Below are 20,042 nucleotides of genomic sequence, written 5' to 3'. Positions count from 1 at the left end.
CGAAAATTATCTCCAAAACAGGATATACGAAATTATAATTTTTAATCGATACACATTTTATCAAAAAGGATTTCGAAAAAGGAAATCCGACTAAAACTTTTCTTGCTATTCGAACCGTTTTGAGTAAGCTCCTTTCGCTGAGAAATTATAAAAACTGGTTAGGCTATGAAAAATTTGATCGATCGTTTCTTCGATTTTTGGAATCGAACTCCCGTCTGGATCCGCAGATCCTTGGTTAGCATTCTCGTCCTCATCGTTCTTGTAAAAGTCGTTTTTTCCCTTTTGATCTTTTGGAAGGCGCCTCGTCTTTCTGGGGAATTGAAGGCTCCCGGACTTGCAAAGCCCGTTTCCGTGATTCGAGATTCTTACGGTGTTCCGCATATCCGATCGAAGGATTCTTCGTCCGCCTACTTTGCGTTAGGTTATGTAAGCGCGAGCGATCGTTTGTTTCAAATGGAAATTCTCCGAAGAGCCGGAAAGGGGGAGTTATCCGAAGTTCTCGGGGCCGATTTGCTTCCCGCGGATATTTTTTTAAGACAGATTCTTTTACGGAGAACGGCGGAGAAGATGTTGCAGGAAGCGACCAAAGGAAACCCGCAGATTTTGAAAGAGCTGGATTCCTTTTTGGAAGGGATCAATTTCTTTTTAAAAACCGAACCGCTTCCGATCGAGTTTACGATTCTGGGTTATCAGCCTAGGCCGTTCGATCGGCTCGACGTTTTGAGCGCATTATCGCTGTTATCTTTTTCGTTTGCGGAAGCGTTACGAACCGATTCTCTTTATACGATTTTGGAGCGAAGACTTCCGAATCGAAACGTCGCCGAAGTGTTTCCGCGACACGATACGGAAGATCCGTTTTCGATTCAGGAGAATCAACCTTCGTATTCTTCTAAAAAATTGACGGAACGTACAAAGGGTTTCCTGCCCCTCGTTTCCGAATCGAAATTTGCTAAAGCGACATCGAACGAACTTTCCGAATTCGGTCATGTGATTCAAAGAACGAACAAGATTCTCTCGGATCTTCCGCTGTTTTTAGGGAGCAATTCCTGGGTGATCGGACCCTCCCGTTCTTCCACCGGCGGCGCGATTCTCGCGAACGATCCTCACATCGGTTACGGCAATCCCGGAACGTGGTACGAGGTTCATATCATCGCGGGCGATCACGAAACATACGGATATCATCTTCCGATCTTTCCGTTTCCTTTGATTGCGCATAACGCGAAAAAGGCGTGGGCTTTGACTATGTTGGAAAACGATGATATGGATTTTTACGAGGAAGAATTGCATCCTGCTAAACCGAACTTGGTAAAAGAAAAAGGAAACTGGGTTCCCGTTCAGGTTTTTCCGGAAACGATTTCCGTAAAAGGACAAGACCCGGTTTCGATTCAGGTTCAAGTCACGTCTCATGGTCCGATCGTTTCCAAGCCGATCCACGGTTATACGGGTCCGGTCGTTTCGATCTATTGGATCTTTCATCATCTTTCCGTTCCGATCTTGGAAACGATTTACTCTTTGGGACGTTGTGCGTCCTTGGAGGAATGTTCCGCCGTTGCCGCAGGTTTGCCTGCGCCGGGGCTCAACGTTTCGTATGCGGATGCGAACGGAAACATCGCATGGTGGGGTGTGGGAAGATTTCCGATTCGCAAAAAGAAAACGAATACGCGAAGAATCCTAAACGGAGCGACGGGAGAAGACGACGTGATCGGTTATGTTCCGTTTGCACAGAATCCGAAGCTCATCAATCCGCCGGAAGGAATCATTCTTACCGCGAATCATGTTCCCACATACGAAATCAAGGGATACGGAAAACCGGAAGGATATTGGCAGGAATCGGATCGGGGAAGAAGGATCTACGAACTTCTTTCTCAAAAGAAAGAATGGTCCGTGGACGATATGAAAAAGATCCAGACCGACGTTCATTCTTTTTCCGCGAGAACGATCGTGCCTTTGATTTCTCTGGAATTGGAAGAGGATAAGAATTGGGTCGGAGTGTTTCGCGAGGCCTTGGACATATATCGTCGATTCAACGGTGAAAACACGTTGGATTCCGCCGGCGCGACGATCTATCATACGCTCAATCAATTCGTAATGTTGAATCTATGGACGGACGAGTTCGGAGAATCCGATTTGAGCGTGTTCGGCGAAAGCGCGGAACGATGGAACGCTTATAAATCGCTTCTTGCTAATCCGAAGTCGGATTTTTGGGACGATCTTGCGACCGTCGAGCGCAAAGAAACGAGAAGGGATATTCTGATCCGTTCTTTTTCGCAAACGGTGCGTTATCTTGCTAAAGAACACGGAGGTTCTCCTTCTTCTTGGAAATGGGGGGACGCTCATAAGATCACGTTCGAACATCCGATGGGAAAGGTGCCCTTGCTCGCGGGAATTTTCAATCAAGGGCCGTTCCCCGTCGTTTCGGGCGAATCCGTGGTCAATCTGATGAATCAAAAGGAAATCAATCCTAAGATGACTCCGAAAGTCGGTCCGTCCAAACGAAGAATCATCGATCTTTCTCATCCTGAAAATTCCTGGTCCGTGTTGCCGACCGGAAACTCGGGAAACATGGGTTCTCCGTTTTACGGGGATCAGATTCGTATGTTCTTAAACGGAGAACATCGTTCGATCCGATTTACTCAGTCGCAGATCGAGCAGGATTCCAAATACGTATTGAAATTCGTTCCGTGACAATTCTTCGTTTCGGCCGTTTATCGGTCGAAGCCGAAAGTATATGCGACCTTTCTAATACGTATGATCGATCATTCTCGCTTCGAAATTTTTGGAGCGTTTGAGGCAATCGAAGGCTTTTCGTTTCCGGAGGCCTTCGAACAATTTTTTCATCGCTACCGCATACGGAGAATTTTCGTCTTCGCCCATGGAATCGTAGTGTTCGCGCCAAAGTTGAAAATCGAAACCGTGCTCCTGTTCGAAGGAAGCAAAGCCTTCGTATTTCCAATCTCCCACGTAGTAGTCCGGATCGAAAAGATCGCTCATACTCATCGTCGCTCCTTCGATGACGAACTGAAAGACGCGCGCGTTCGGATTCTCCCTCGCAAAATCGCGGATCGCGTTTTCCGCAAAGTCGATCATCTTCTCGACCTGAAACGATCTTTCGAACGGGTCCTTGGAAAGTTGAATTCCTTTTTTCGTTTCGAGAAATTTAAGAATCTCTTTTCTAGTTTTCGTATCCGCGATGCTCAAAGCGGAATTCGGATTTTCCAAATCGGGATTCGCGCCGTTTTCCAAAAGGTATTTAATGATCGGAGTTTTGTCTTGAGGGCCGGGGCGGCAGGCAAAGTGAAGCGGGGTATAAGCGTACGAATTCGGAATCCAATCGGAAACCGCGTTCAAGTCTCCTCCGTGTTTGTGTAACAACTTCAGAATTTCCAAATGATCCGAAGGATCGTGACTGAACGGTCCCAAACACGCTTCGTGAACCGCGTTTCTTTCGTGGATCTTGACGTTCGGATCGGCGCCTTGTTCTTCGAGCAGGTAACGAACCAAATCGAGTTTTCCGAGATTGGCCGCTCTGGGAAGAACGGAATCCTCCAGTTTTACGCCTTGGTCAAAAAGAAATTTCACACATTCCAATCCGCTGAACGCGGCGATTTCCAGAAGTGTGTAACTGGAGTTTTTCAGGTTCGGATCTTTCAGATCGATTCCCTGTTTCTGATATAATTTTAGAATGTCGATTTTTCCGGCGTTAGCGGCTTCAACGACGTCGGCAGGATCGGGCTGAATCTTTTTTTGAAGAAGATATTCGACGACTTCCGTTTTACCGCGATCCCTGCAGGCATAAAAATGAAGCGAGTTTTGATTGGAATCGCGCGTATCTAAGGAAAACCCGAAGGTTTCCAATAACTCCAAAACGGCGGGGCTGTTTTCGCTCGCTGCAAAGAAAAGCGGAGAATTCCCGTAAAACTCCGTTCCTCTGGATTCGAGTTCCTCTTTGATTTTCAGAACTTCGTTCTTTTGAATCCATTGTATCAAAGCGTAACGATGTTCCGCTCTCGCCTTCTTCAACTTGGGTTGTTCGGTTTCGTTCATAGATTAGCTCCCCGTTTGACAACCGGAATTGATTCAATTTTTGTAATAAAAAATTCAAGCGAATCCGGAATCGGAGATTCCATTCTAAATAAATTTTTTCCAAAAATCCTACCGCCTTATAATTAGAAGCGAATCGTCTTTTTTTCAAGAGAGCAAAAGAAAAGAATATTATAATTTTAAACTATTGAGGACTTGTTTCGAAGTTGAAATCCGCGGCGGTTCCATACGTTCCGAAAAATCCCCGGAGAAATCCTTCGAAAGAATAAGTGTGGGAACTCCTTCAGGATTCGAATTCTTCAGAATGAAACTTCGTTTTGAGCGTTTTTGCGTTCTTTCCCGTTTCTTTCAAATAACGAACTATGTCTTTTGTATCGCCGTGCGTGAGAAGGATTTCTTCCGCTTCGGTCGCATGAATCGTTTCGATCAATTCGTTCCAATCCGCGTGATCCGATAAGACGAAACCTTTGTGAAAGCTTCCGGCCTTTCTGTTTTTGGAAAGCTGCATCCATCCCGAACAAAACGCGCTTCGAATTTTTTGCGATTTCGGGTTCGGAATCGGAACGCCGGGAGGTGCGACAAACACGAACGGATGTTTTACCTTCTCCGTAAACTGATCGATGGCTTTCGCTTTCGGAAGAGAAATCCCCGATTCTTCGTATCGTTTGTTCATGGAAAGAATCGAATCGTGTACGTAAAAATCCAACGAAGTTCCGGCGGACTCCGCTGCGAGCGAAAGTCCTTTGAGAATTCTTTGCGCTTTCCCCAAGGAATATCCGTATAGAACGGTGATTTCCCCCAGCTCGTGATTTTCCAAGATATAGTTTAGAATATTCTGAAATACGAATTTCGGCTTTTCCCAAAGATAATACGGTTTTGCAAAGGTGGCTTCGGATAAAAACGTATCGCATCGTAAAATTTCGATGGGTTCGCAGGTCGGATCGGGAACCGTTTTGTAATCTCCGCTGATCACCGTGATTCTTCCCTTATATTCGATCCGAACCTGGGCCGATCCCAAAATATGACCGGCGGAATGAAGACTGATCTTAACCCCGTTGCGATAAACGGCTTGTCCATAACGAAGAGTTTCCACGTTCGCTTTCGGTCCGAGCCGTTCCTGCGTGAGAGAAAGACCGGGTTCCGCACAAAGATAATGACGAGAACCTCTACGAGTATGATCGGAATGCGCGTGCGTGAGAATGGCTCGGGAAACTCCTTTCCACGGATCGACATATACGTCCGCTTGGGGAACATACAATCCCGCTTCCGTTAGAACGATCATTTCCATTGACTCCAGAGAAATTCTTTTTCAATTTGGATGGAACGTATTTTCGATGAGCAAAGAAGAAAAACTCAGAAGACTCGCCCTCGTTCAATCCGAGGTTTCCGCCTGCAAACTCTGCAAGCTTCACACGACTCGAACCCAAACCGTTTTCGGAGAAGGCAATCCGGATGCGGAAGTCGTTTTTATCGGTGAGGGTCCGGGCAAACAAGAGGACCTCACCGGCCGTCCGTTCGTGGGTCGAGCCGGTGAACTGCTGACAAGAATCATCGAAAAAGGAATGGGAGTTCCGAGAGAATCCGTTTACATCGCGAACATCGTAAAGTGCAGGCCCACCTTGGATATGAAGTTCGAAAAGGATCGTCCTCCCGAAGAAGAGGAAACGAGAGCTTGCGCTCCATATCTTTTGAGACAGTTGGAAATCATTCAGCCGAAAGTGTTGATTACGCTCGGCAATCCTTCCACGAGATTTATCTTAAATACCAAGGAAGGAATTACCAAACTCAGAGGAACCTGGGGATCGTTTTTCGGAATTCCGGTGATGCCTACGTATCACCCGAGTTTTGTGATCCGCAACGGCGGGGAGAATAGTCCTCTCAAACGCGAGGTTTGGGAGGACATTAAAAAGGTTATGGATTTGCTGGGGTGGAAGCGGCCTTCGTAGTTTCCGGTTCTTTTTCCTTCAACCAATCGGCGATTTTCTGATAGATGTCACCGGGCGCGTCTTCGTATGCGAACAGTCCTAAGTGATCGTAGTCGATCGACATCCCGTTGTCTCTTCCCGCTTCCAGATATTCCTTCTTACCTTTTTTCCGTTTGTAAACGGGATGAATGCTTTCCGTAGGAGATACGTTGTCGATTCTTCCTCCGATAAAAAGGGAAGGAAACGTGGTAGACTCGAACGACTCCCAGGTTTTCGGATTCTCTTCAAGCGCGGGCAAGTAGTTAAAAAGATTCTGATATACGAATAGAGTCGTAGGATCGTCTTCGTCGAAGGAAATGAACCGTTTGCAGAAACTGTCCTTGTTTTTGCAGGAATTGGTCAGATCGGTTCCGAATCTTTTTTCCGCCTTCATCTGTTCGATAAAGCTATCGTTGTATTTGTAATCCATTCCCGTTCCGAGAAAGAACGCTTTGGAAATATCGGGGATCTTCTTCGCTTTAAAAGAATGTAATACGGCTTGTCCTCCGAGCGAAACTCCTCCGAGGATGTATTCTTTTTTACCGGTGACTTTCTGGATTCTCGCGATCACATCGGGAATCAGATTTTCTCCGATCTCTTTGAGGTTCAGCGATTTATGATCTTCGAAATGAAGAAGCCAAACCGAAAATCCGTTTCCGTTTAAAACTCCGATCAAACCGGATTTATCCCCGAGATACAAAGCTTTTTTATTGATGAACACGGGATCGACGAGAAGCACCGGCGGATAATTGGAATTCTCATAGGAGAAGGTCGTCAAAAAAAGATTCGGTCCTATGTTCGCCGTTTGAGAGGTGAATTTCTGTTCTGTAATGACCACATAACGCGTACATCCGAAAAGAAGCGCGATCAGCAACGAAGCGATCGCTGCGGTTTTTAATCGTATAAATTTCATTTTTGAGTCCAATTCGATTAGTTTCTTTTATCCAGCCATGCGACGAGAGGAACGAAAACGTCCCTGTCCGCATTCTTCCCGACGATCAAATCGGTGTGACCGTAGTCGTCGGAATGATTGTTCGATCTAGACGCGATGAACAACGTTTTATCTTCGGAACCGATATTGTCGTATGCGTAACGAAGAGAATAAGACATTCCTAATTTATCCCTTCTTCCGGCGATCAACAAGGTCGGAATTTTGATATTCTTGAGTCCGTTCGAATACGAGATCTTGTGATCCAAGCTGCGGATTTCCCCGCTTTCGGCCAGATCTTTAAACTGTAGAATTTCGTTCTTTGCGCCGGGGTTGATCGACGTCGTTTTTACGTCGGAAAGAATCGAAGATTCGATGTTCGGTTTGTGCCAGAAAAGTTCTTCGAACGATTTTTGAGGAAGAAACGGAATTCCCGTTCCTCCTTGGATTCCGGCCCAGGTTTCGGCGGGAACCACCGGCCAAAGATTCATCAGCCAAGTTAAGGAAGTCCAGCGTTTGAGCGCGGAATTCGGGGGGTCCATGATCGCGGGCGATCCGATCGCTACGAAGTTCGCGATTCGTTTTTCGCCGAGGCTTCCGATTCTGGAATAGATGATCATCCCGCCCATGCTGTGACCGACCCAGTTTACCTTATCTTTTCCGGTCGCATTTAACACGTGTTTGATGGCCGCGTCTACGTCGTATCGGATATAATCGTCCATGCTGTATGAAAACGTCTTATCTCCGAAAAACAGGGAAGGATAACCTGCGTCTCTTCTTCCTCTCAGATCGAGAAGCCAAACGTCGTAACCTTCTTTTTGAAGTCTACCGACGATGGAACTTTTCTCGTTGATCTTAAGATAGGTTCTGTTTGCGATCAATCCGTGACAGAGAATCACGGGATATTTTTTTGGCGGATGACCCGCTAACGGAGGAAAGTGTTCGAGAGTTAAATCCCAACCGTCTTCCGTTTTGGGATGATGCATTTCACCTTGCAGCTGAATGCTCGCCTTACACTGGGAAAGAAAAATTCCCAGAAAAAGAATCCAGAATGTTCTTCGAATTTTCGCGTTCATTGAAGAAGCAGTTTATCGTTGGTACCAAGAGGATCAAGTAGAATTTAAGATTCAAACTTGTTCCTCTTCTTTTGCGAAAACTCGAAACGAATATTAGGAATTTACCTTTTTGACCTTAAAGCCGGTCTTAAGATATTTATCGATCTTCGGTTTAACAACGTAGTGGCAATACGGTTGTCCCGGATTGGATCGAAAATAATTCTGATGGTAATTCTCCGCCGGAAAGAATTCTTTCAGAGGTTCGACCTGCGTTACGATCGGATCCGAAAAATGCGAGCCGGCTTTTTGAATCGATTCTTCCGCTTGTCGTTTTTGTTCGGGAGAATGATAGAGAATGATGGAACGATACTGCGTTCCCACGTCGTTTCCTTGTCGGTTTAACGTAGTAGGGTCGTGACAGATCCAGAAGATCTCCAAAATTTCGGGATAAGAAATCACCTTCGGATCGAACGTGATTTGAACGACTTCCGCGTGTCCGGTCGTTCCCGAACATACGGAACGATAATCGGGGTTGTTCGTATGTCCCGCGGAGTAACCGGATACGATGGTTTCCACTCCGTCCACCATTTGATACACTCCTTCGAGACACCAAAAACAGCCGCCGCCTAATGTTGCTTGTTCCATACCTTACGATTCGAACCGCAATGCGAAAGGTTTCAAGAAGTTTCCTCTTTATTAAAAAACGATTTTATATCTTTATGGAAACCGCAAAGACGACGAACTTCTCCTCCTTGGAATTCGATTTGTCCCGGTCGAACACGGCGTCGTACGAACGGAAATATCTTCCTTCGAGACGGACCATCGCGTTTTCGTTCGGGATATAATCCAAGGTCAGGGTCGCGCCGGACGTCAGGAATCCGTTCTTCGTCGCGGTCGTGATGATCGTCTGTTCGGGATCGTACATTCTTTCGAGGCGGACCGAGGTTCGGAAGACTTCGATCGGTCGGTAAGTGATCCAAAACGTTCCATGATACCACTGCCGATACGCGTTGACTCCGGGATCGGGAACGCGCTGAATCCCAACGTCCCCCGACGCCGCGACAATGAAGAATTTCGTAAAATTGTATTGGAATATTATATTATTATAATATCTTGTCTGGCGCGGCTGATTGTCCGGCGCTTCGTTCCCCACGAAGGTGTTGTGGACGACCTTGAACTTATCCGTGAATTTGTATTCGATCTGCGTTCCGATCGCTTTGTCACGGTTGGTTTCGGTGATATTGGACCATCCGTTCATCAGATGGAGTTGAAAAGAAAGTTTTTCGGAATATTGATACGAAAGACGAAAGCCGCTTGAATAATACGGAACGTAGTCGAGGGCAAGCGCGCGGGTATAATTCCAGTTCGAATGCGAGATCCAGCTTTCGAGCCCGATATTCCCGAAATAAATTCCCGCGTCCAACCAGAGATTCTTTGCGAGTTTGATTCCCGCATAGCCTTCTTGAATGTTGCGAACGGAAACCTGATTGGAATTTTTTTCGGAACTGACTTCGGCTTTATAGTTTGAGTTCACCGAATTTCCGAATTGAAACGCGAGTCTTCCTCTGTATCGATCTGTTTCGATTTTACCGTCGATATGCGCTAAGTTGACGTTGATCTCGTCCCAACGCGCGGGTTGCGTCAGATATTTGTTGTCTCTCGAAGTCGGGCGATACGGATTGTGCGCGTAATACGAATCGACAAAAAATCCGAATTGGGGAAGGTGTTTGTTGTCCTGTTCCTTTTCCGAATCGGATTTTGCGGAAGGATTATTTCCATTTTTTGAATATTCCGGATTTTGCACGGATTCCGCGGGGATCCGTGTTTTTTTGGAGAAATCCTTTTTGTCGGCGGGGTCGTTTTCTTTATTGGGAGCGGACTCTTCGTTTTCCTCTTTTTGTTCCTGAGAGTAAAGCGTTCCTATGTCCGAAGTCACGTCGGCAAAAACGATCAGCGCAAGAATTAGGAATAAGTTCCGAATGGGACGGCGAACGGGATTCTTTTTTGCTTTCGAAAAAAAAGAATCCGATTCTTTTCCGATCGAAGATCGGGGGTCATGGATCGATGTTCGTCGAGATTCTAACTGAGAAAAATTCTTTTTTTGGTTCATGATTGAATCTTAATGAATCGATCTCAAAATGCAAGAGGTCGGTCTCGAATCTCCGATAAGGAAACCGCTCTTTTAAGTTAAGAAAGAATTAAGATTATGCATTCGATACCTTTAAAAATCCAGCTAAAAAGAAGGACCGTTTCCGAAATCGTCGGAAACGGTCCCTGAGTAATCATTTTAAAATTTTGCTACGTAACCCAGACTCACGATAAAGTGATGTTTGGGAAGGTGTTGCTGCTGATAGGAGTTCAGCAGATAGTTCTTGGAAGCAGTATCCAAAGCGAGGGATTGGATTGCGGAAGTCATCGTCTGGTTGTAAGTCCCGTGAATTTTGGACGGGTCCGTTTCTTTTCCGTCGTTCGCGTTCGTATCGGAAGCGACTCCCGTAGGTTTCGAGTAGACGCGGTCGTTGTCAAAAAGATATTGATCCGGTCTATAAACGTCGCTCACGCTTACGTTGACGTCCTTGAAGTTCAGTTGAACTTTTGCGGTGACATCCGTGACTCCCGATCTGCGATCGGTGTTGTTGTTGAAATATTGATAACCGACTTGCATCCCCGGTGTGAGTTTCCAATCCTTTGTAAGCTCGTATTCGTGACTGATCGCGGCTCTGTGATGACTGTTTCCCTGATTGACCCCGTTCGTTTCCGAAGACACGCGGAAGTTGGAAACGAGTTCCGGTTTGAGGTAACTCAAATACGAAGGCTTCCAACCAAAAGTATAATTAAAAAGACTCGCGTTTGAAGGATAGTTCGCGCTGTTCACCGTTAAGAATCCGGTAAAGAACTGACCGATCGAAGTATTCCATTCGTAAACGATCTGACCGATAAAATAATCCCTAACGCCGTTGTTTTCCTTTCGAGGGCGAACCTGATTCGGATCGTAACCGAGCTGACCGGATTGCAGGGATTGAACCACCTTGTTCGTTTCATCCGGACCACCGGGGTTCGATTGGTAAAAGAAGTCGTTGTCCGTGTTGTTTCTTCCGATCAACGGGTTCGCCGAAATCAAATTTAAACGGAAGCCGGGAATCGGAGTGAAAAAATTCACGAACGTTCCCAAAATCAAACCGTGAGAAAAATCGGAATACGATTCGTTGTTTCTACGGCTGAGTCTTTCGCCGAATAAACTGTTTCCTAAAACGAAGACGTCGTTGGAAAGGGACTGACTGAAGCCGAACTCGGGTTTTTTATCCGTCGCCTTTGGAAGATTTTGCGCGTTGTCCTCCGGAATCCCGGAGTTGATATCCGGACTTTGTTTGTCTTGCGCGGATATCGAAGTTGCGATAAGAAGAAGTGGAAGAATAACTCTAATTATATGTTTCATTTTTTTTGTTCCGTTAATTCGCCGCGGACGTTTTTATCTCCGGGCTCGTTTGTATTTTTTTCGCGCTTGAGTTGACCACGAAAATTCCGGTAATCACGAGAAGAGCCCCGAGAATATCGAAGACGTTGGGAGATTCTCCCAAAAACCAAGTCGTTACCATCGCGACGACCGGAACCAAGTTTCCGAATATGGCCGCCTTATCGGGACCCACTTTTTGAATTCCGTAATTCCAAAAGAGATAACCGAAAAACGTCGTGAACACGGCCATATAAAGAATCGCAAACCAAGCGTTGATCGGAAGAACGGACCAGTCTAAATTCGATTCTCCCGAAAAGAGAAGAAACAAGACCAAGGCGATCATTCCGAAAAAAGAAGTGAAAGTTGTTATCTGGATCGTGGAAACTCCTTTGAGATATTTTTTGATTCCTACCGAATAAAACGCCCAACAGATCGCGGCGAGAAAGATGTAAACGATTCCTTTTCCTTCCAGGATATGTCCGAGCGCGGCCCAGTTACCGTCGGAGATGACTAGAAGAACTCCTGCGAAGGAGACTAACGTTCCGAAACATTGGATCCACGTGATCTTCGTTTTCAACAGAAAGTAGGAAAGAAACGCGGTGATTGCGGGGCCGAGTGCGATCACGATCGCCGCGTTTACCGGGGAAGCGTTCTTCATTCCTAAAAAGAAAAACGAGTTGAATCCGAAAACTCCCGCGATTCCGAGGAGAAGCAGACTTTTGAGATGTTCTCTGTCGACTTTGAGAAGTTTTTTATCCGTAAAAAATACGAAGGCGAACAACAACACGGAAGCGATCGCGAAACGAACGGCTCCGGTCTGTGCGGGGGTGAAGTGGTATAACGCTTGTTTGGCGACTTCGAAAGTCGTACCGGTGATCAGCGCGAAAAATATCAGAAAAAGATACGGCCTGAATGATTTCATCTTAATTTTGTTCCTCTTGGAAAAGACGTGTTTCGAATTCCTTGATTTTGTTTTTTGTGAGTTTGATCGTAATCTCTAGATCCTTCTTTTTTTGTTCCAGAGTCGCGAGGTGAGAAGAAAGAATTCGGATTCTTTTGTTCAAAGGAGGTTTCAGGTTTTCACCTCTGGACATCTTTTCCAAAAGACATCCTTCCTTTAGGAATTCCTTAATATCCTTCAGAGGCATGTTGAGTTCTTTGAGAGTTTTAATGTATTTTAGATAATTCAAATCCCTTTGAGAATACTTCCGATCTTTTCCGTGATTTCTTTCCGGCTTAGGAAGAATCCCCATCTTTTCGTAATAGCGCAGAGTATGCTGACTGAAATTCGTCATCTCTGAAATTCTGGAGATACTGAGTGAGAGAGGTTGGTTCAAAGGATTCTCCTTAAATCTAAAAGTTGGACGAACCTAGAGTCTACTCTAGGTGAGTAAAGGTTCAAAAAAATTCGATTTTAAAAAAGAATCAAAAAAAGATTCCGTTTTTGTTATGTTTTTATGACACAGAAATCGATTCCCTCCTTTACAAAAACCGATCTTTCCTCCGGGAAGTTGGCCGAAATCATAGCCGATCGGATGTTGGTGAAACAGTCGTATCGCGATTCTTTTTGGAAAGCGTTCGAATCCAAAAAAAAGAAAAAGCTTACCTCAGCATTCTTGGATCAATTCGAAAAACTGCACGGGTTTCGTCCTCCCGAAGAAATTCTGGAATGGGAAAACGTCCGCATCGCCTATCAGGAAATCATGTACAACGTGAGCGATATTTGGAATATGATCGATCACGGAAGCGGACTTCAGGACGAGGAGGACTACGAAGAAAATTACGAAGAGGAGCTCGACGAACAGGACGAAGACGAAGAAGGAGATTCTTATCCCGATTACAGAGCGGTCTCATTCCAAAAATTTCTTCTAAGTCAATCGAATACGATCGAAGAAAAAGTGAACGCTTTGATCGGATCGTATCAAGGTTTGATGTTTTTATTTACAGGAGTCGCTCATTTCGGATCGGACGGAGGAGGGGACAGTTGCTGGGTCAATCTCCTTCCGCACGCGGAAGGTTCCGCGGAAGTGCATCGTTACAATCACGAAATCGGAGAACTCGAAGACGAACCGTTTTTTTCCATCAGCCATTTTATCGCCGCAAATTGGTCGAACGAAGACGACGACTACGACGATGACGATTACGAAGATGAGGAAGAGGACGATGAAGAATCCGTTCCGGATATAAGAGTAGAATCCGTGATGGATTCTAAGGTTATCAAACAATACGAAAAAGAAGCGCAGAAGAAATACGATCAAAGACCTTTTTACACAAAATCCTTAGACCTTTTTGAAAGAACGTCTTGGTTGCTCGGACACAGCTACGGAGATCCGGCTTACGCGTATGCGGAAAAACTCGCTTCCGCACCGAACTTTAAGGATTGGGAGGAAGAAAAAAAGCTCCTAAGTAAATCGCATTCTCTTGCCGCGTATTGGATGCTCGCGCACTACTTTATGAAAAATGAAAGCGCTTGCCGCGAAGCTTGCGAACTTTCCCAAAAACTTCCGGGTGAAATTCTGCCCGCGCTCGCAAAGAAGATTCTTTCTCTTCTCGACGGTAAAAGCGATTCGATCGGGAAATTGAATGCGAAGAAACTTCAGGAATTACGCGAACAGACCTTCCGCAACTGCGACTCGAAGCAGATCGAACCGGCCAATCGAAAACGTTTGGAAGAAGCGACGGGACTTGCCGGAAAGAAAAAGATCTCGACCGCCGATCTCAAAAAAAGAATTCAAAACGGAGACGATCCTTTGTCGATCCTGGAAGAATTTCCGGAGGACGTGGAAACGCACGACTTTCTTTTAAAGGAGATCGGTAAAAAGGATACGAAGTTTGGTAAACTCGTAGAGCAATATTTCAAAGAAAGAACGGATTCGAGTTATAACGAATGGCCCTATAAAAAAGAGGATTTGGATCCGCGGCTCTCTCTTCCCGTGTCGGCGGCCTTCCGTCAGGGATTGCATTACGATTCCGAAAACAAAAAAGCATACGCAGGAATCATCAAAACATTAGGAAAATTTGATGATGCGAACGCGATGAGTGCGTTTCGGGACGCGATTCAAAAATTGAAACAAGACGACAAACGTCTGGAAGAGGTGATCGAATGCGTTTTGGACAGCGAACGGGAAGAAGCGCTTACGATTCTTACCGAAGCGGCTTGGAAATTTTTCGAGACGATGGACGCAGCTTTGGAAAAAAAGAAGAAGGTGCAGGACGAAGGGCCGAACCTCAACAATATCTTTACCGTTTTCAGTTATTTGCAACGTGCCTTGAACGAACGTCTTCTCACCGGCGATGAGGAATCGGGAAAACTTGCGAACAAAGTTCTTACCTACCGCAACCAACTCGGCATTTTCGGAATCGCATTGGGATATTCTTTCGCCGTTTCCGCAAAGCTCGGCTTTAAAGAAAATCTGGAATACATTCGCACCTATCTGGAAATGGGTTCGGAGATTAAGGGAAGCGGAGGACGCGATTCTTATCTTGAATTCAATCAGTTGGTCAATCTTTCCGAGGGCGCGATGGCTTGGACTGTTCTGGATCCGGCGTCCGCAAAAACGGGACTCAAAGGACTTTTGGACAAGGCGGAAAAGAATTCGAGCCCGGGAATTGCGATCGATCTTCAGGCTTGTTATCTTTCCGGCCTTCTTCTTTTGGAACCGAACCGGGAAGAATGGATTCAATTAGGCCATAGAATTCTCGGAAACAGAGGAGAAGAATATCGAGCTTACGGTCCGATCCGCGCCGTCGGTAAGGCGAAGATTCAGGAGTTAAAACAGCATTTGTATTATCACGTTTATGCCGATCCGAATCCGATGGTGGATTACACTTGGACTTACATAGAACACGTTGCGCGTCATTCCTGGTTTCAACTGACGGAAAAGGAATTACCTCCTTTCGACGACGATGACGAATATGCGAATCGGCTCGCAAAAAATCCGAAGGACCTTCCCGGAGGAATTTTAAAACCGGAGAAATACAGCATTCAACACATATTTCAGAATATTAAAGAAAAGAAATATAAGAATGCGGACGTGGTAAAGATCGGCGGACCTTGGCTGGAGGAATCGCTTCGATATTCTTGCGACGAATATCGATACGGAGGCAATTACGATCGATGGGAGGCGATGAAGGCTCTTTTTATCCAAGGCGAAGCCGCGATTCCCGTTTACGCAAAAATATTAGAACTTCCTTATGCAGGTTCGGATTGGAAATTGTATTGTCTTCAGTTTCTGAGATTTATCGAGCCGGAGGCGAACAAATGGTCTCAGGTTCTGGCGATGGACGAAAATACGATCGTTAAAATTCTTCAGACAAACCCTTCCGAATGGGCCGCTTGGGGAGATTTGTTGAGCGCGAAGTTGTTTCTTCTCAAAGGGAAGGAATCCTTCGATAACTTTTTTTCTCTGCTCAAACGAAGACTCGGTTTTACCAACCCTCACAGCTATACTTCCTCTTCGACCGAAGAAGCGCTGGCTTCGAGGTTGCCGGGAATTCTTCCTTGGTTCGGAAAGGAAGGGGATCAAACCCTGGAACGTTTGTGGCAGGAATCCAAAAAAGAATCCGAAGCTCGTTATATTCTCGATGTCGCCGCTCGGAAAAGTCCCGATTTGGAACTGAAAGAACTCCCCGAAATTTCCGAAGAAGGAATCGAACTCGAACAGAGAATCAACGGAGGAGAATACGGTCCTCATGCTTGGATTTTTTTGAGTCCGAAAGAAGTTCGATTCGGAATCGAAGAATTTCATCTGCACAGCATTTTGGAAAACTCCAAAACGGAATCGAAATTGGATTCTTCTCTGCTTAAAAAAGATTCCGCAAAAACCTTGTCGGAACTTTGGAAGATGGCGCAAATTCTCGGTTATACGGTCGTGAAAAAGAAGCCCAAAAAAAAGCGCTAGAAATTCGCCGAGTCGTCGTTTGTCGGTCCTTTGCAATGGGGTAGGCATCGATGACAAGGAATCTGCGGAAATGAGAACGGGGAACGACGAAAGATGTGTAAGTCTCGTCGAAAACCCGATCGATTCTGCGGAGGTCGCGGTTTATTCTTGGAAATTGGTCGGAAGTCCGGCGGCTTTCCCCGAATTTACGGGGTTCGTTCCTGCGCTTCCCGTATGAGTTCCCACAAAATCGGCGCCGAGTTCACGAAACAAACGCTCGGCGTCGGTAAAACTTCCTTTTGTCTCGTTTTAAAATGTGGGAACTCCCACATTTTTCCTTTTCTCCCCCTTTCCGATCGCTTACACTGGTGGAATCCACGGAGGTTCCATGATTCAGAACAATTATTTTTCGGACACACAGGATATTCAGGATCATTTCGAACACATTCTCCCCTGGACAGAAATCATACTCGATTACGAAGGCGATTTTTCCGATAGCTCCGACGGAGGTCCGACCAACCCATCCGAAGCGAAAGAATATTATAAAACCGTGTTGGAGACGGTGGGCGATCTCGCCGGAAATATTCTTTCGCCGCACGTGGCGGAACTCGATCGCGAAGGGCTCAAATTCAAAGACGGTAAGGTCGAGTTCCCGCCGAAGATGCTCGAACTTGTCGCAAAGGTGGTCGAAGCCGGAGTACAAGCCTACGGATTTTCCAGAAAATACGGCGGACTCGGAATTCCCTGGTCAGTGAAATCATTCATTTCAGAAATCTTTTATAGAGTGGACGCGTCACTCGCCATTGCCATCGGCTGCGTGAACCTTGCCGAAATCGTGGAACGTCACGCGAGCCAAGCTATGAAGGACGAATGGATTCCCCGCCTCGCAGCGGGAGAATTCGTCTGCGCGATGGGATTGACCGAACCCGATCACGGATCGGACCTACCGAACCTTCGAACCAAGGCGACCAAGGATTCGAACGGGAACTGGGTCTTAAACGGAACGAAACGATTCATCACGCACGGATGCGGATTCGGAGACATACCCGCGATTCTTTTAACTCTTGCACGTTCGGGAGAAGTCGGCTCCGGCGCGAGAGGGCTTTCTTTCTTTTTGGTCCAAAGCACGGACGTTCAGATCGCCGGAATCGAACACAAACTCGGACTTCATTGTTCGCCGACTTGCGAGGTCGTATTCGAAAATTCTCCCGGACTTTTGATCGGGGAAGAAGGATACGGACTCGTAAAATACACGATGGGTATGTTGAACGGAGCAAGAATGGGAATCGCTCAACAATCCACCGGACTTGCGACCGCGGCATATTATGAAGCTCTAAAATACGCAAAGGAAAGAATTCAGTTCGGCCGACCGTTGATCGAAATTCCCGCGGTCAAAAAAATCGTCGACCGAATCGAAAGGGAAACGATCGCGATGCGTTGTCTAACGTTGGAAGGTTCTCGCGTAATGGATCGTTATTACTGGAGGGCGATGCGTTTGGAAAAACAAGGAGCGAGCGAAAAGGAAGCGAAGAACGATACGGTGGTTCGTTACTGGGAAAAGATCGCGAACGTGCTTACTCCGATCAGCAAATTCTATTGTTCCGAATCCTGTTTGAAGGTCGTCAGCGATGCGCTTCAAATTCACGGAGGATCGGGTTATACTGAAGACTACGATATCGCAAGAATCTATCGCGACGCGAGAATCACCACGATCTACGACGGAACTTCTCAGATCCAGATCAACGCAAGCATCGGAGGAATCACTTCCGGTTTGACTCATACCTTCGGAGAATATTTATCCGAACTCGTAAATCAGTCGGACTCATCCCTCACTCATAAATTGTTCCACGGATTTCAGGAACTGGTCGGGTTATACAAAGACCTTCCTCGAAGAGAGGACAAGGATACTTACGCGGAAGAAATCGTTTTTACTTGTTCGAGACTTTTAGCGGGGATGCTTCTAGAAATTTCCTGCAGAAGAATTCCCGAAGACCGCAAACAAATTCGTCTTAAACACGCGAAGGATTATCATCTTGATACTCTTTCCGTGCTGGAAGGAAATCTTGCTAAACTCAAAGAGGTAAGTGGAGTCCCCGCTTAAACTTCTTCGGTCGTTCGATTTCGGAATTGACTTGGAAATAGGATGGATCCAATCTGGATCCATCATGAGCCTGTAAAACCCGCCTCGATTTCGGGAATATTCTGTTTTCCGAATATTCTCTTTTGCTTTTCAATTTAAATAAAAGAAGAATCGCCGCTTCGTTTCCGAGGAGGCGGGGCCGAACTTTTATCGGCAAACCCGTTTTCCAAATTCGTACTTACGCTTCCTAAAAAGAGCCCGGTCGATTGCGTTGGCAACGAGCGATTTCGAACAGTTACCCGTGTTCCCTTTTGCGATGGGAGGTTTATCCATGCAAGATGTAAATTCGAATTCATACGGACCCGATCCGTCCACGCCGCATCCGTTTCCTCAATTTCCGAGAATCGGATTCTTAAAAAACTTCATTCGATCTCCTTGGATCGAAGTGGGAGATTATACCTATTACGACGATCCCGATGGGGCCGAACATTTTGAAACGAAGAATGTTCTGTATCATTACGACTTTCGAGGCGATAAACTCGTGATCGGAAAGTTTTGTGCGATCGCGACCGGCGTGAAGTTCATCATGAACGGGGCTAATCACAAGATGAATGCGTTCTCTACTTATCCGTTTGCGATTTTCGGAAATGGATGGGAAAAGGTCATGCCCCGACCGGAAGACTTTCCGGATAAAGGAAACACGATCGTCGGCAACGACGTTTGGATCGGAACCAACGCGGTGATTCTTCCCGGCATAAAAATCGGGAATGGCGCGATCATCGGTGCGTATTCGGTCGTGGCGCGAGACGTTCCGGATTATGCGATCGTCGGCGGAAACTCCGCTCGGGTGATTCGAGAACGATTTCCTCAGGACGTTAAAGAGAAACTCTTAAAGTTGCAGTGGTGGAATTGGCCTCCGGAAAGGATCACGGCTTCCTTGGAGTTCTTGACGAATCTCGATTTCGAAAAATTGGAAGAATTCGCTTAACAAAAAAGATTTCGGCTTATTTTGTGATTTCGCTTAACAAAGTAAGCTGTTCTTTCCTGCATCGTAGAGCCGACGCAATCTCGCCCGCAAAAAAACGCTCTATTCCATTTTTTGAATGCAGGAACGATTTTTCCGATCGAAAGGATTCTCCACTTTTGAAGCGTTCGTAATCCATTGTTTGCCGGATTTCGAACAATGATAAAGAACGGCTCCGGAGCGATCGTGATAACCGATCACTTCCTTTAAAAGAGCGACGAGTTCCGAGTAGAGTTTTCGTTTTGCAGACGGATCGGAAGTTTTTCCGAGTTCGATCAAGATCGGAAGCGCTTTGCGGAAAATTTCCGAATCTTTTTCTTTTTCTCCGCCTTGTCGAAGCAGTGTTTCAAGGGCTTCCACCGAGGTCGGTCCGGGATTTTCAAGGTCGATTTGATCGGTGAGTTTCGAAAATTCTTCCAAAACGAAACCGGGTTTTCCTTTATGCGCAAAAACGGAGTGGAAACAAACAAAGATAAGTGAGATAAAGACGATTCTAAGATTTTGAAATTTCGGATACATGACCGTATTTTATTCAAAACACATCCCTTAGGAAGCATTTTGCTAAACGGACGGGGAAATTATAAGATCGGTCGATAGAATTTCCTAATTCGTTTAA

Annotated in this window: 15 protein-coding genes and 1 pseudogene; 6 read left to right on the top strand and 10 right to left on the bottom strand. The window is 45.9% G+C overall.

Features of this window, described 5'->3' with window-relative positions; all coding sequences use genetic code 11:
- Nucleotides 1-165 precede the first annotated feature (165 nt).
- Nucleotides 166-2,685 (top strand): penicillin acylase family protein, encoded by a 2,520-nt coding sequence (locus LFX17_RS16700; RefSeq protein ID WP_238747403.1) that lies wholly within the window; start codon nt 166-168, stop codon nt 2,683-2,685.
- A gap of 54 nt (nt 2,686-2,739) precedes the next feature.
- On the opposite strand, the gene LFX17_RS16695 is transcribed toward LFX17_RS16700, so the two are convergent.
- Nucleotides 2,740-4,044, bottom strand: coding sequence for an ankyrin repeat domain-containing protein (locus LFX17_RS16695; protein WP_238747402.1), 1,305 nt, complete (start codon nt 4,042-4,044; stop codon nt 2,740-2,742).
- Between the two features lie 280 nt (nt 4,045-4,324).
- Nucleotides 4,325-5,323 carry a ligase-associated DNA damage response exonuclease gene (locus LFX17_RS16690; protein WP_238747401.1) on the bottom strand — a complete coding sequence of 333 codons (999 nt, stop codon included), beginning with the start codon at nt 5,321-5,323 and terminating at the stop codon, nt 4,325-4,327.
- Nucleotides 5,324-5,375: 52 nt separating this feature from the next.
- Between LFX17_RS16690 and LFX17_RS16685 the strand changes: the two genes are divergently transcribed.
- Entirely contained in the window at nt 5,376-5,987 is a 612-nt protein-coding gene (locus LFX17_RS16685; protein WP_118954791.1) for a uracil-DNA glycosylase, read from the top strand.
- Here LFX17_RS16685 and LFX17_RS16680 read toward each other — a convergent pair.
- The 7 genes and pseudogenes from LFX17_RS16680 to LFX17_RS16650 all read right to left on the bottom strand — a co-directional run bounded on the left by LFX17_RS16680 (nt 5,953) and on the right by LFX17_RS16650 (nt 12,779).
- Nucleotides 5,953-6,918 carry an alpha/beta hydrolase family protein gene (locus LFX17_RS16680; protein WP_238747400.1) on the bottom strand — a complete coding sequence of 322 codons (966 nt, stop codon included), beginning with the start codon at nt 6,916-6,918 and terminating at the stop codon, nt 5,953-5,955. The two genes, LFX17_RS16685 and LFX17_RS16680, sit on opposite strands and share 35 nt — an antisense overlap.
- A gap of 17 nt (nt 6,919-6,935) precedes the next feature.
- Nucleotides 6,936-8,009: an alpha/beta fold hydrolase gene (locus LFX17_RS16675; protein ID WP_118964438.1), complete on the bottom strand. Its 1,074-nt coding sequence runs from the start codon at nt 8,007-8,009 to the stop codon at nt 6,936-6,938.
- Nucleotides 8,010-8,102: 93 nt separating this feature from the next.
- Entirely contained in the window at nt 8,103-8,633 is a 531-nt protein-coding gene (gene msrA, locus LFX17_RS16670; protein ID WP_118964437.1) for a peptide-methionine (S)-S-oxide reductase MsrA, read from the bottom strand.
- Between the two features lie 64 nt (nt 8,634-8,697).
- Nucleotides 8,698-9,720: pseudogene (locus LFX17_RS16665) on the bottom strand (porin); the annotation flags it as partial.
- Between the two features lie 555 nt (nt 9,721-10,275).
- Nucleotides 10,276-11,424 carry a hypothetical protein gene (locus LFX17_RS16660; RefSeq protein WP_238747397.1) on the bottom strand — a complete coding sequence of 383 codons (1,149 nt, stop codon included), beginning with the start codon at nt 11,422-11,424 and terminating at the stop codon, nt 10,276-10,278.
- Nucleotides 11,425-11,437: 13 nt separating this feature from the next.
- The gene (locus LFX17_RS16655) at nt 11,438-12,364 is read right to left on the bottom strand and encodes a DMT family transporter (protein ID WP_238747395.1); all 927 of its coding nucleotides are present in this window, start codon (nt 12,362-12,364) and stop codon (nt 11,438-11,440) included.
- A 1-nt stretch (nt 12,365) separates the two neighbouring features.
- On the bottom strand, nt 12,366-12,779 hold the full coding sequence (locus tag LFX17_RS16650; protein ID WP_238747393.1) for a MerR family transcriptional regulator: 414 nt from the start codon (nt 12,777-12,779) through the stop codon (nt 12,366-12,368).
- Nucleotides 12,780-12,899: 120 nt separating this feature from the next.
- On the opposite strand from LFX17_RS16650, the gene LFX17_RS16645 reads away from it, so the two are divergent.
- The 4 genes from LFX17_RS16645 (at nt 12,900) to LFX17_RS16630 (ending at nt 19,390) form a co-directional block, all read left to right on the top strand.
- Nucleotides 12,900-16,343, top strand: coding sequence for a hypothetical protein (locus LFX17_RS16645; RefSeq protein ID WP_238747392.1), 3,444 nt, complete (start codon nt 12,900-12,902; stop codon nt 16,341-16,343).
- A gap of 70 nt (nt 16,344-16,413) precedes the next feature.
- Nucleotides 16,414-16,560 (top strand): hypothetical protein, encoded by a 147-nt coding sequence (locus LFX17_RS16640; RefSeq protein ID WP_238747391.1) that lies wholly within the window; start codon nt 16,414-16,416, stop codon nt 16,558-16,560.
- Nucleotides 16,561-16,710: 150 nt separating this feature from the next.
- A complete protein-coding gene (locus tag LFX17_RS16635) occupies nt 16,711-18,423 on the top strand; it encodes an acyl-CoA dehydrogenase family protein (protein ID WP_238747390.1) in 1,713 nt (570 codons plus the stop codon).
- A 310-nt stretch (nt 18,424-18,733) separates the two neighbouring features.
- On the top strand, nt 18,734-19,390 hold the full coding sequence (locus tag LFX17_RS16630; protein ID WP_238747389.1) for a CatB-related O-acetyltransferase: 657 nt from the start codon (nt 18,734-18,736) through the stop codon (nt 19,388-19,390).
- Between the two features lie 99 nt (nt 19,391-19,489).
- On the opposite strand, the gene LFX17_RS16625 is transcribed toward LFX17_RS16630, so the two are convergent.
- Nucleotides 19,490-19,846, bottom strand: a complete 357-nt coding sequence (locus LFX17_RS16625) for a hypothetical protein (RefSeq protein WP_238731234.1) — start codon at nt 19,844-19,846, stop codon at nt 19,490-19,492.
- Between the last annotated feature and the right edge of the window lie 196 nt (nt 19,847-20,042).

The sequence above is a fragment of the Leptospira sanjuanensis genome, assembly GCF_022267375.1.
In the GTDB taxonomy this organism is placed as follows: domain Bacteria; phylum Spirochaetota; class Leptospiria; order Leptospirales; family Leptospiraceae; genus Leptospira; species Leptospira sanjuanensis.
This window is presented reverse-complemented; position numbering and strand designations above follow the sequence as displayed.